The sequence below is a fragment of the Chitinophaga sp. RAB17 genome (assembly GCF_052114225.1).
GTDB lineage: Bacteria > Bacteroidota > Bacteroidia > Chitinophagales > Chitinophagaceae > Chitinophaga.
Window position 1 is genome coordinate 356,806 of sequence record NZ_JBFREI010000002.1, and the last position, 13,890, is coordinate 370,695.

The following is a 13,890-nucleotide window of genomic DNA, read 5'->3' on the forward strand; positions in this document are numbered from 1 at the left end:
CTTCCTCAAAACCTAAATATCTTGATAACCAAATATCAAAATCGGTAAATGTTCTTTACCTTTGCTGTCTTCATGAATTTACAGGCTGTATTACAATTATTTCAACGTGATGCTCGCCTGCAGTCGCTGGTGAAGGGGATACAATCACCCACCCCACAATACTTTCAGCTTTCCTCCATTAGTGGGAGTGCAATAAACTTTGTGGCAGTTAGCACCTGGGCGCATGCAGATGCGAACCATCTCTTCATCTTAAACGATAGAGAGGAGGCCGCCTATTTCCATAACGATCTGGAACAACTCAGCCAGGCACTGGACATTTTCTATTTCCCGGACTCTTTCAAAAAAGCAGGTCAGTTTCACGAGATCAACAGCAGCCATAGCATGCTGCGGACAGAAGCCCTCATGAAATTTTCCGGTGACAGCGTCCGTAAAAAAATACTGGTTACCTATCCGGAAGCACTCTGGGAGAAAGTGGCCGGCAACCAGGCTTTTAGCGCCAATATGGTGCAGCTGAAAGTAGGCGATGTACTGAAAGTAGATTCGCTGCTGGAACAATTGATCACCTGGGGCTTTCATGCAACAGATTTTGTGTATGAACCCGGTCAGTATGCGGTAAGAGGTGGTATCCTGGATATCTATTCCTTTGGTAACGAAAAGCCTTACCGTATTGAATTATTTGGAGAAGATATAGACTCCATCCGCCTGTTTGATCCCGAGACACAGCTGAGTGAACGCAAACTCACCCAGGTGACGCTCATCGCTAACATGGACACCCATGGCACCAGCGCGGATCACGGCAAAACACCGCTCACGGAATTTCTTCCTGCCAATACCGTCGTATGGATGAAAGATCCCGCCTATGTACAGGGCGTGATAGAACAAATGGAGCAACGCCTGGATGACTTTCTGCTCACCGGGCAGAAAGTAAAAGTGGATGAAGACGAAGAGATGGTGTTGAAAGAAGACGACTTTGTGAAAGCCGCTCCACTGATACAGCAACTACTGAAAAAGTCCACCATTGTTTTTGGTAACAAAGACTGGCTCGCTGAAAAAGGCTATTCCGCCACAGCTATAGCCTTCGATACCCAGGAACAGCCTGTGTTTAACCGGCAGTTTGATCTGCTGATCAAAGACCTGGGCAAACATAACAGTAATAAATATTCCCTTTTTATATTCTCAGATAATCCCCGTCAGCTGGAACGCTTGCGGAGTATTTTTGAGGACCTCAAAGCAGATTTTGTATTTTTCCCCATTCCTGTTGCAATCAGCACCGGATTTATTGATCACTCGCTGAAACTGGTGTGTTATACCGATCACCAGATCTTCCAGCGCTTCCACAAATACAAGGTAAAGCAAGCCTATAACAAGAATAAGGCTATTACCATGAAAACCTTGCGGGAGCTGCAGTCGGGCGATTTTGTAACACATATCGATCATGGCGTGGGCATGTACAGTGGGCTCCAGAAAATTGAGGTAGGGGGAAAAATGCAGGAAGCCATCCGTATTATTTACAAAAACAACGACCTGTTGTATGTAAATATCAACTCCCTGCACAAAATCAGTAAATATACCGGCAAAGAAGGCGTAGAACCTAAAGTAAATAAACTGGGTAGCGATGCCTGGGATAAGCTGAAGGAAAAAGCCAAAACGCAGGTAAAAGATATCGCGAAAGATCTGATACAGTTGTACGCTGTACGTAAAGCTCAACAAGGTTTTGCGCATACACCGGACACTTATCTGCAAACAGAACTGGAGGCTTCCTTCATTTATGAAGATACCCCGGATCAGAGTAAAGCAACGGCAGATGTGAAACGTGATATGGAGTCACCGGCACCAATGGACAGACTCGTATGTGGCGACGTAGGTTTTGGTAAAACAGAAGTCGCTATCCGTGCCGCATTTAAGTCTATTGTAGATGGAAAACAGGCGGCCGTATTGGTGCCTACTACCATCCTGGCATTCCAGCATTACAAAACTTTTGCAGACCGTTTGAAAGATTTTCCCTGCACAGTAGATTATCTGAACAGGTTTAAATCTTCCAAAGAAAAAAAGGAAACACTCAAGCGCCTCGAAGAGGGAAAGATCGACATCATCATTGGCACACACGCTTTGCTGGGCAAAGAAGTGAAGTTCAAAGATCTCGGTGTACTGGTGGTAGATGAGGAACAAAAATTCGGTGTTTCTGCCAAAGAAAAACTGAAACAGATAAAACATAATGTAGACACCCTCACACTAACGGCAACGCCTATACCGCGCACGCTGCAGTTTTCGTTGATGGGTGCCCGTGACCTTTCCGTTATCAATACACCACCGCCCAACAGGCAGGCTATTGAAACAGAAGTACAGGTATTTAACCAGGACCTGATCCGTGATGCTATTTATTACGAGGCAGAAAGAGGTGGGCAGGTGTACTTTATCCACAACCGGGTAAAAGGACTCAAAGAAATGGCCGGGCTGATTCAGGGATTATGCCCCGACCTCTCTATTGCTACTGCACACGGGCAGCTCGAAGGACATCAGCTGGAAGAAGTGATCCTGGATTTCATTGACCGTAAATACGATGTATTGGTATGTACCAATATCGTGGAAAGCGGTGTGGATATTCCCAATGCAAATACTATCATCATTAATAACGCTCATCATTTTGGGTTGAGTGATCTGCATCAGCTACGTGGCCGTGTAGGACGCAGCAATAAAAAGGCCTTCTGTTATCTGCTGGCACCGCCTATGAGCACCCTGCCTTCCGATAGCCGCAAACGCCTGCAAACACTCGAACAGCACAGTGAGCTGGGTAGCGGCTTCCAGATTGCTATGCGCGACCTGGATATCCGTGGCGCCGGTAACCTGCTGGGCGGTGAACAAAGCGGTTTCATGGCGGAAATAGGTTTTGATATGTACCAGAAAATTCTGGACGAAGCCATCCGCGAACTGAAACAAAATGAATTCCGCGATCTGTTTAAAGATCAGCTGGAAGAAAAGAAAGACTTTGTAAGTGACTGTACTATCGATACAGACATGGAAATATTGATTCCTGATACCTATATAGAGAGTATACAGGAACGTTTGAACCTGTACCAGGAATTGGATAATATCATGGAAGAAGGCAAGCTAAAAGCCTTTGAAGTGGATATGGCTGACCGCTTCGGTCCATTACCTGAGCCGGTAAAAGAACTGCTCACCATGATCCGCTGCCGCTGGATGGCCATACAACTCGGCTTCGAAAAAATGATGCTGAAAGAAGAAAACCTGCGTTGCTATTTCATTAATAACCCCGATTCCCCTTATTTCGAATCCCCTACGTTCAATCATATATTAACGTATATACAAACCCGTACAAACAACGCCAAACTGAAACAGGTAGGCAAAAACTTTATGCTGGTGGCCTCCCGTATCCGTAATATGAATGACCTGTACGACTTCCTCAAGGCAATGACCGACAGCCGCAAATAATTTCCCCTGTAACATAAACCCGTTGTAAACGTTTCATTCATAATATGAAATGTATATAGCTATTTCTGTAACTGTGCATTAACAAAATTTTATAAAACCCCATTGTGGAATCACTTTTAAACGTAGCATCATGAGGGTGTAATTAACAACGGAAACTAATTTTTTAAAAACAATAGAAAACATCGACACATGAAAAAGGTAATGTTATTAGCCGCAGGATTATTTTTGGCCTTAAGCACTTTTGCACAACAGGCAGACAAACAACCGGTAAAAAAGATTGAAGTAAACGGTTCCGCAGAAATGGAAATAACACCGGATGAAATTTATTTCAACATCTCTTTACGTGAATATGTGAAAGGTAAAAACAAAGTAGAGATCAGCACATTGGAAAAACAATTGCAGAAAGCAGTAGCGGACGCAGGTATTTCCAAAGCAGATTTTACCATCGAAAACGTGTATGGTAACAACTTTGAGATATTGCGTAAAAAGAAAGATCCACAGGAATTTATGGCACGCAAACAGTATCGCCTTAAATTAACGAAGCTGGATAAAATCAATGAAATTCTGGGCGCAGTAGATGCAGAAGGAATTGAAAATACAAGAATTGCTTCTTACTCTTCCAGCAAAATGGAAGCATATCGTAAAGAAGTAAAAATTAAAGCATTACTGGCAGCGAAAGAAAAAGCAGAATATATGCTGACTGCTATCGGTAATAAAATGGATGGCGTTATTGAAATCCAGGAAATGAACACTGATAACTATACAGACGTTCGTCCAATGATGATGGCTAATTACAAGTCGGCAGGTGGTAGTGAAGATGCTTCATCTGAGATTGATTTCAAAACCATTAAGATCCGTGCAGAAGTAAGAGTTGTATTTGCGATAAAATAATTACACTGGAGATGTAATAACAAAAAAAGAGGTTGTTCCGTAATGGAACAACCTCTTTTACATTTATAAAGACTAGTTAAATTAGAAGCTGTATCTCAGACCCAGCTGCATCTGATGACGGGATGCAAAGAAATCTTTTGAGTAAGGAGTACCCGGATTGCTGTAGGTATAAGTTGGATAGTTGTTAACCACTTTACCAGTAGGCGTCAGACCCACACTCGCAGATGAGTTGAAGGTATTTGGTGAGAAGTAGGAAATACCCCATTCTTTGTTCAACAGGTTAGTAACGTTCACGATGTCGTAAGTCAGCGTGATAGTGTGTACTTTTTTACCTGCCTTGAAGTTCAGGTCCTGGCTGAAGCGGAAGTCAGCCTGTGTATTCCATGGTGTACGTCCACCATTACGTTCTGTGAAATCACCTTTACGGCTGCTCAGGTATTTGTCGCTGTTTACGTGATCCATGAAAGCTGCTGCTTGTTGAGCGGCTGTAGCTCCACCGATTTTATCAGTAAAGAAGTTGGTAGCTTCGGTTACATCTTTTGGAATGTAAGCCAGGCTCACCTGCTGAGGAGTACCCTGTACAGAGGCGTTTACGAAACCGTAGCTGAATGGCAGACCGGAAGAAGTGTTAAAGAAGGCAGAGAAGTTAGATACCCATTTACCTTTTGTACCCCAGTCCTGTTTGTAGCTAACGGTAGCTACTATACGGTGACGAACATCAAAGTTAGAATAAGCCAGACCCGGATTGTTAGGGTTCAGTGCCTGGTTCAGCTGCCAGTTAGACTCCATAGAGTTACGGATACCGTTGGTGATATCTTTCGCCTGTCCGTAAGTATAGGCAGTCATGAAGTTCAGACCAAAAGGAAACACTTTAGAGATCTGGGCAGTGATGCTGTAACGGTAACCTTTGTCGGTGTTAGACAGGAGGTAAGCGTTTGTATACAGGGAATTGATTTTTTTACCAGAGAAAATTGGTTGTTGTTTATTTACATCGTAAGCATAGTAAGTAGGATTATCTACCAGGTTCACCTGTTGGAACTGCAGATCCTTAATTACTTTGGTATAGATACCTTCGATGGTGAACTTCCACTGATCGTGAGTAGTGTAATCCAGTGCCAGGCTACTTCTCCATACTTGTGGCATTTTGAAGTTATTGTCAATCATATCTACCTGCGTAGCACCTGCTGCGTCTTTTACGTTTACACCATTCTGTGAAGCGAAATCAGCGATACCATTCTGTGAAGGTTTAGCTGCAGGCAGTGGTGTATTTACGAATGGTTTGCTGGATGCTTTATTATCGTATGCACCATAAGTAACACCATTATTATAGTAAGCGTAACCAATCCATGCAAAAGGAATACGACCAGTGAATAAGCCGCTACCACCACGTAATACCAGGCTGTTGTCACCTTTGATATCGTAGTTGAAACCTAAGCGTGGAGAGAACTGTATGTTATTCAGGAAGTCGTTTTTGATATCCTTAGGTTTGGTATAGGAGTAAGTAGTTCCAAAATTAGGATCTTCCGGTGATTTGATAGTTTTATCGCTCAGTGGTTGTTTGTTAGGAATACCAGTGTAGTCTAAACGTAAACCTGGAGTGATTCTGAAGCGATCAGTAATTTGAATTTCATCCTGTCCGTATAAGCTCAGCAGGTTCACTTTGAACTGTGCGGGAGGATTATTCATGATATAATCACGGGAGTTGTTGGTATAATTGAAGTTACCACGTACACGAGCAGGATTGTTAGCCAGGAAAGCTCCAATGCTGTCGTAATCCAGACGACCATTCCAGGAGTTTACGAAACCGTAGGTGATGTTGTAGAACTCATTGTGTGTACCAACAGTAATGGTGTGGTTACCTTTAAACATGGTTACGTTATCTGTGATTTCAAACGTTTTTTGTTTCATGTTAAAGATACTTGCTTCACGGTCAGTACCCAGGAAGATAGTAGAACCTGGTGTTCTTCCTTTGATCTGGATCTGCGGTGTAGCAGGATCAGACAATGGATCTCTGAAATCATGAACGGAAGAGTAACCGAGAATCAGACTGTTAGACAGGAAGCTGTTGAAATTGCTTTTCAGTTCAGCAACTGTGGAGGTCTGGTTATTGGTTTGTTTGAAGTCAATACCTTTGAAACGGAAGTTCTGTTGATCACGTTCCAGGTTGGTGGCTTCAGAAGTAATGGTATTGTTACGGATAGATAACTGATGTTTTTCGTTGATATGCCAGTCTAATCTGTTAAAGAATTTATTAGAGTTGGAATAGATGCTGGTGTTACCTGCAGTACCTGGATCAACACCGTAAGTTTTCATTAAGGCGGTGATGTCAGCTGCATCTTTTTCTGTTAAGATACCACCGTTATCAGCAGAACCTGCAGCGAGGATCACCGGATCAACGCGACGGGTAATTTCTTCGTTGGTAAAGAAGAATAATTTGTTCTTAATGATAGGGAAACCTACACGAATACCAGTTTGGTATTCATGAAAATCGCTTGGTAATTTAGAACCGTCACCGGCATTGTTTTTACCGATCATGGAAGCGTTACGGCCATAACCATAAACGGAACCGTGTACTTCGTTGGTACCGCTGCGTGTTACCGCATTTACGCTACCACCGAGGAAGTTACCTACTTTCACATCAAATGGAGCCAGTAAAACCTGTACATCCTGGATCGCATCGAGCGATACGGGGTTGGTACGGGTACTGCTACCTGGTTGACCGCTGGTGCTGCTCTGTCCACCTAAGGAAGGGCTGAAACCAATTGCATCATTGTTGATAGCACCATCCAGGGTTACGTTATTGTAACGGTAGTTGGTACCCAGGAAGGAGTTGTTATTGCTCTGAGGAGTTACTTTGGTAAGATCCTGCAGGCTACGGCTCAGTGTAGGGAGCGTTTTGATCTGCTCCTGTCCTACTCTGGTACCGCCGGATTTACCGCCGCCAGCATTACCAGTTACTACTACTTCACTCAGGGCAGTTGATTCTTCCTGTAATTTGAAGTTGAAGCTGGTTGTTCCCAGACCCAGATTGACGTCTGCTTTTACTTCTTTCTTATATCCGATAAAGGAAACAGTGATGGTATAAGGACCACCAGGATTCAGGTTCGGCAGGATATAGCGGCCGTCACCATTTGTCTGCACGCCGGATTTGGCACCGGTGCTATTGTTTACTACGACTACAGTAACGCCGGGAATGGCTTGTCCACCTGCATCGGCTACTTTACCCGATATAACAGATGTAGTCACCTGCGCCTGCGCGTTGTTGTAAAAAATGATTACAAGGAAGCTAACTAATAGCGTAAAGAATGATTTCATAAACTGTTTGTAAGTATTTACAGGTGCAAAGGAAACAGTCTAAAACAACCAGAATGTTAACAGATCATTACGGAATTGTTAAGGAGTGCATAAAGTGAACTTAAAAAACTGTGTTTTTTATTTTTATGGTTAAAATAACATCAAGTTTCCATTGCTATTTAACCTTAATGTTAACAGAGCCGAAAAAAGGGGTTATAAATTAATTGTTAACTGAGAGTAAACAATAAACATAAATAATATAACCTTAACGTATATACGAACAAAGCCCCGCCTTTATAGGCAGGGCCAGTGTGCAAAGTCATCAAAAATGATGTTTAATAAATTTCGACTTTGAAAGTCCCGTCCGTTAAAGGTTTTTCAATATCACCATTTGATAATACACCGGAGAATGTACCCTCCGCATGTTTACTATTAATGCTCGTTATATTTACTTTGATATTTCGACCGGTATACCCCATCTCCTTTTGCTGGATTTGCATCAGGGACATTTCTACTCCTTCAAATGAGCCGGTAGTAAGGGAATCCTTAGGAAACGTAATCATCAGTTCCATGTGATAGCCGAAGTTATTGGTCACACCATCCACTACCAGGGTTTTCTTGCCGGCATAAACGGTATCAGTAACATAAGCTTCGGTAGAATTGGACTGATAAGTATCCTTATCCAGTTTAAAGAAAAAGCTGCTGGCTGGCCTGGCGTCATCTTTTTTGGAGCTACAGGCACTCAGTCCTACTCCTAATACCGCAATGATGGCTACCAATAATAATTTCATACGCATGACGTAATAGTTTTTGTTTCGGTATGCCTTTTTAGTCAGGAAAAACCAGTGCCGGCCGCTATGGTGGCGGCCAGCAATAATTTAAATTAACATAGGATACTGGTCAGGTCTGTTGGCATAGGGATAATGTGGGTGCAATATATATAAATAAAAATGAATTAAATAAATTATATATGGATATGGTGTTAATTGATTGTTTTTTCGCAGAAAAGCCTGGTGGGGAGTAGAGCTATAGTTAATTATTAAGTGTGGGATCCGGTGTGGTGGTATCTGGTAACTGTACCTGGACGATTTCATTACCATAAAGATCCTGGAAGTGCAGGAAAGTAGCATCCGGCGTGATCACGGGGCCCTGGGAAATAGTGACGCCATGGTCCTCCAATTGCTGATGATAGGCGTTGAAGGAATCGGTATACAGCACCAGCAGGGGCTGCTCCCCTGCCTGCCTGCCCACCAGTGCGTCTTGCTCAGGGCCTACAGCCTGTAGCAGCCATATACCAGTCAATTCACCGGGAGAGGGCGCCAGATGAAGATACCTTTGCCCATTAAGGGTAGCATCATATAGTTTATGAAAGCCCAGGGCGGCAGTATAGAATCTTCCGGCTTCATCATAATCGCGTACAAGTATGACTACTCTGCCAAGTGTATTTTTCATAAGTGGAGAAGTTTAAGACAGGTCAAAATACTATAATTAACAATTTTTTTGGGCCTGAATTGCGTATTATTACGGCGTTACTGAATATTTTAAAAGCACATTATGTCATCGGAAGTAATAAAGCAATTACAGGAGGCGGTGCAGTTTTCGCCGGAAAATGTGCCTTTACGCATGCACCTGGCGCAGGTACTGCTGCAGGATTATGAATATACCGCAGCTGAAGAGCAATACAGAAAGGTGTTGGAGCTCTCTTCTGCTAATACAGCTGCCCAGCTTGGTCTGGCGCGGACTTTTTACCATCAGCAGAAATACTCAGCTGCTATTGTGGTGCTGGAACAACTGGAACACAAGGAGCCTGATCACTTCGATGCCCTGCTGTTGCATTGCCGCATCCTGGTGAAAGAACAATCTATGTCCCAGGCAAAAGATATATATCAGCATTTACTGCAAATAAATCCAGGCTTCCGCGATGAAGCACTGGACGGACTTTTCCGTGTAGCCCAGCAATCTCCCGCTTCTTTTAGCGGTGAAGATGAGGAAGAAGAAGACGGCGAAAGCTTATTCATGCTGGAAAAGCCTGAAATCAACTTTTCAGATGTAGGTGGCATGGAAAGGGAAAAGCAGGAAATAGATCTGAAGATCATTAAGCCCCTGCAATTTCCGGATCTATATAAAGCCTACGGTAAAAAAGCCGGTGGAGGTATTTTATTATATGGTCCTCCCGGCTGTGGCAAGACCTATCTCGCCAAAGCTACAGCAGGACAGATACAGGCAGAATTCATCAATGTAGGTATTCATGATGTACTGGACATGTGGGTAGGTACCAGTGAAAAGAACCTGCATAGCCTGTTTGAGCTGGCCCGTCAGAGTAAACCCTGTGTGCTGTTTTTTGATGAGGTAGATGCGTTGGGCGCTAACCGGTCTGCACTCCGGCAGTCTGGTGCAACGCATATTATCAATCAGTTCCTCGCAGAAATGGATGGTATTGCGGCCAGCAACGAAAATATTCTCATCATCGGTGCTACCAATGCCCCCTGGAGCCTGGACCCGGCATTCCGCCGCCCCGGCCGTTTCGACAGAATCATTTTTGTGGCTCCGCCCGAAACAGAAGGCAGAGAAGAAATACTGAAACTGCAACTACGCAATAAACCGGTAAGTGACATTAATTATAATGCGCTGGCGAAAGCTACACCAGGTTATTCCGGTGCTGATCTGAAAGCAATTGTAGATATTGCCATTGAAGAAAAACTGCTCGAAGCACTACAAAAAGGTGTACCACAGCCCATCACACAAAAAGAATTATTAAAAGCCGCTAAAATCCATAAACCAACCACAAGGGAATGGTTTAATACTGCCCGTAATTATGCGCTGTATTCAAATGAAACCGGTCTTTATGATGATGTATTGAAATACCTGGATATTAAGAAATAACGTTTATGGCTGTATTAATTCAGCGCGCTCAGATTTTGTTACAGCAAGGCCGCTTCGAAGATGCCTTTACCGCGCTACGGCAGCACCTGAGCACCAATGCACATGATACGGAAGGCCTTTATCTGCTGGCAGTATGTTACCTGGAAACAGGCAATACTGCAGAAGCAGAACAGGTTGCCGCCAATACACTCAGCTTCGCTCCCTATGACGACCGGTTCCTGTATCTCCAGTCAAGGATAGCCTTCATTAAAAATCAATATAATGAAGCGATCAGGGCTATCAGCAGTGCGGTAGCTATCAACCCCCACTATGCGCATTATTTTGCCATGTGGAGCCAGATATTGCTGAACAAGAAGGAGTATGAAGCCGCACTGCGTAAAGCGGATGAAGGGTTGGCGCTGAATCCGGAAGATGAAGCCTGTCTGAACCTGCGCTCCCATGCATTGTTTAGTTTAGGTAGAAAAGAAGAAGCATTTTCCGGCCTCCATGAAGCACTGGAACATAATCCGGAAAACGCTTACACCCACGCCAACCTTGGTTGGAAATGGCTGGAAGCACGCAATCACCGTAAGGCACTGGAACATTTCAGGGAGTCATTAAAAATAGACCCTAATAATGAGGTGGCCAGAAATGGTATGGTGCAGGCCATGAAAGCAAAGTACTGGCTATACCGGCAGTTCCTGAACTACTCGTTCTTTATGGGGCGTCAGAAAGCACGTACCCAATGGGCCATCATCATTGCTATTTTTATACTCACGCAAATTGCCAATCAGTATTTTTATCCACTATATATTGTCCTTGCGTTAATGGCTATTTCCACCTGGTTGATTACGCCGGTGAGTAACCTGTTTCTTCGCCTCAATCCTTACGGCAGATATGCATTGAGCCCGGAGCAAACAAAGGTATCCAACATTGTAGGTATTCTCTTAGGTGGTACATTGCTCTCGGGAACAGCATTTTTAATCACAGGGATTAACGGTCTGCTGGCATTGTGTATATGTACCGGCGTTATGTTGTTGCCATCAGCAGGATTGTATGTATCAGAAAGAAAAAAGAGCCGCAATTTTACAAGATGGTATGTATGGGGGCTCGCCTTGCTGGGCGCGCTAGGAGTGGGTTTCACTTTTTTAACAAACGAACCTTTTAATATATTCGTTACCGTTATGCTGATAGGTGTTTTCGGATACCAGATTTTAGCGAATTATATTCTCACAAAAGAAGGATAAAAAAAGAAACGATAAATAAGAAAGCCTTCCGTTTTTAGCGGAAGGCTTTCTTATTTATAACCTAAACGTATATACGTAATTAAGCATCGATCTTTGCATACTTCGCATGAGATTCAATGAATGCTCTGCGTGGCGGAACTTCGTCACCCATCAGCATACTGAATACACGGTCAGCTTCAGCAGCACTTTCAATAGTTACCTGTTTCAATGTGCGGTGTTCAGGATTCATGGTAGTATCCCACAGTTGTTCTGCGTTCATCTCACCCAAACCTTTATAACGCTGAATGGTTACGCTGTCTTCTTTGCCCGCTCCTGCAAGTTTCAGGGTAGCAGCTTTACGCTCATCTTCTGTCCATGCGTAAGTTTGTTCCTTACCTTTTTTCACGAGGTATAACGGTGGTTGTGCAATGTATACATAGCCCTGTTCTACCATGGCTTTCATATAACGGAAAATGAAGGTCAGGATCAGCGTTGCAATGTGGCTACCATCCACGTCAGCATCCGTCATGATGATGAGCTTGTGATAACGCAGTTTGCTAAGATTCAGTGCCTTGTCATCTTCTTCTGTACCAATGGTTACACCCAGTGCAGTAAAGATGTTCTTGATTTCATTATCCTCGTAGATTTTGTGCTCCATGGCTTTCTCTACGTTCAGGATCTTACCACGCAGTGGCAGGATAGCCTGGTAGTTACGGTTACGGCCTTGTTTGGCAGTACCACCCGCGGAGTCTCCTTCGACAAGGTACAACTCACATTTGGTAGGGTCGTTATCAGAGCAGTCAGCCAGTTTACCCGGTAAACCGCTACCAGTCATTACACTCTTGCGTTGTACCAGCTGACGGGCTTTACGGGCAGCTTCGCGGGCCTGTGCGGCCAGCACTACTTTGTTGATAATCGTTTTTGCCTCACGTGGATTTTCCTCCAGGAATGCGTCCAGTACAGCAGCTACGGAGCTGTCTACCACACCCATTACATCGGAGTTACCAAGTTTGGTTTTGGTTTGACCTTCAAACTGCGGCTCAGGAACTTTCACGCTGATAATGGCGCTCAATCCTTCACGGAAGTCATCTCCGGTTACTTCGATCTTCGATTTCTCGAACATCTTATTTTTATCACCATAAGATTTGAATACACGGGTGATAGCGCGGCGGAAACCGGCTACGTGTGTACCACCTTCAATGGTGTTGATATTATTAACGTAAGAGAAAATGTTTTCACTGAATGCATCATTATACACCAGCGCGACCTCTACTGATACATTGGAAACCGGTTCATGTACTTCTACATAAATAGGTGTTGGTAACAGCGGGTTACGACGGCCGTTCTTGTCGAGCATCTGGATAAACTCTTTGATACCACCTTCACTGTAGAAAGTTTCAGAGAAGTTATTTCCTTCTTCATCCTTTTCCCGCTCATCAGTTAATGTAATCTTGATTTTGCGGTTCAGGTAAGATAATTCGCGTAAACGACCTGCGAGTATTTCGCGGTTGTAGGTAGTTTCCTTGAAAATTTCACCATCTGGTTTGAAGTGTATAGTAGTACCGGTTACTTCACTAACGCCTATTTCACGTACAGAGTACTGCGGTACACCGCGGTGGAACTCCTGTTCAAATAATTTACCTTCAGTTTCTACTGTTACATGCAGTACGTCACTCAGGGCATTCACGCAGCTCACACCCACACCGTGCAAACCACCGGATACCTTGTAAGTGTTCTTGTCAAATTTACCACCGGCGTGGAGTACCGTCATTACCACTTCCAGGGCAGAACGGCCTTCCTTAGGCATGATACCAACAGGAATACCACGACCATCATCCTTTACGCGGATAGAGTTATCCTCCAGGATTGTAACGTCAATATTTTTGCAGTATCCGGCAAGGGCTTCATCAATGGAGTTATCTACCACCTCATAAACCAGGTGGTGGAGACCCTTGATGCCAATATCGCCGATATACATGGCTGGACGCTTACGTACGGCTTCCAGACCTTCCAATACCTGTATACTCCCTGCATCATATTTATTGCTGCTGGGGCTGGGTGCTTGCACTAATTCTTCGCTCATATGTTGGTGTAAAATCTATTAGAAATAAAATCGGTAGACAATCATGCAAAAATACGAAAAATAAGCCTTATTTCCACAAAAGAA

At 43.8% G+C, this 13,890-nt stretch carries 8 protein-coding genes; 4 read left to right on the top strand and 4 right to left on the bottom strand.

Features of this window, described 5'->3' with window-relative positions:
• The first annotated feature begins 72 nt into the window (after positions 1 to 72).
• Both mfd and AB4Z08_RS07475 read left to right on the top strand, forming a co-directional pair.
• On the top strand, positions 73 to 3,450 hold the full coding sequence (gene mfd, locus AB4Z08_RS07470) for a transcription-repair coupling factor (RefSeq protein WP_441573105.1): 3,378 nt from the start codon (positions 73 to 75) through the stop codon (positions 3,448 to 3,450).
• Between the two features lie 189 nt (positions 3,451 to 3,639).
• Positions 3,640 to 4,341, top strand: coding sequence for an SIMPL domain-containing protein (locus AB4Z08_RS07475; RefSeq protein WP_441573106.1), 702 nt, complete (start codon positions 3,640 to 3,642; stop codon positions 4,339 to 4,341).
• 81 nt (positions 4,342 to 4,422) lie between these two features.
• Here the strand turns inward: AB4Z08_RS07475 and AB4Z08_RS07480 are convergent, their stop codons facing one another.
• From AB4Z08_RS07480 to AB4Z08_RS07490, 3 genes are all read right to left on the bottom strand, one after another.
• The gene (locus AB4Z08_RS07480) at positions 4,423 to 7,656 is read right to left on the bottom strand and encodes a TonB-dependent receptor (protein ID WP_441573107.1); all 3,234 of its coding nucleotides are present in this window, start codon (positions 7,654 to 7,656) and stop codon (positions 4,423 to 4,425) included.
• A gap of 314 nt (positions 7,657 to 7,970) precedes the next feature.
• Positions 7,971 to 8,432, bottom strand: a complete 462-nt coding sequence (locus AB4Z08_RS07485) for a hypothetical protein (protein WP_441573108.1) — start codon at positions 8,430 to 8,432, stop codon at positions 7,971 to 7,973.
• Between the two features lie 235 nt (positions 8,433 to 8,667).
• Positions 8,668 to 9,087 carry a VOC family protein gene (locus AB4Z08_RS07490; protein ID WP_441573109.1) on the bottom strand — a complete coding sequence of 140 codons (420 nt, stop codon included), beginning with the start codon at positions 9,085 to 9,087 and terminating at the stop codon, positions 8,668 to 8,670.
• A 102-nt stretch (positions 9,088 to 9,189) separates the two neighbouring features.
• Here AB4Z08_RS07490 and AB4Z08_RS07495 point away from each other — a divergent pair, with 102 nt between their 5' ends.
• On the top strand, positions 9,190 to 10,518 hold the full coding sequence (locus AB4Z08_RS07495) for an AAA family ATPase (RefSeq protein WP_441573110.1): 1,329 nt from the start codon (positions 9,190 to 9,192) through the stop codon (positions 10,516 to 10,518).
• Between the two features lie 5 nt (positions 10,519 to 10,523).
• On the top strand, positions 10,524 to 11,744 hold the full coding sequence (locus AB4Z08_RS07500; protein ID WP_441573111.1) for a tetratricopeptide repeat protein: 1,221 nt from the start codon (positions 10,524 to 10,526) through the stop codon (positions 11,742 to 11,744).
• A gap of 79 nt (positions 11,745 to 11,823) precedes the next feature.
• Here the strand turns inward: AB4Z08_RS07500 and gyrB are convergent, their stop codons facing one another.
• A complete protein-coding gene (gene gyrB / locus AB4Z08_RS07505; RefSeq protein WP_441573112.1) occupies positions 11,824 to 13,806 on the bottom strand; it encodes a DNA topoisomerase (ATP-hydrolyzing) subunit B in 1,983 nt (660 codons plus the stop codon).
• Positions 13,807 to 13,890: the final 84 nt, after the last annotated feature.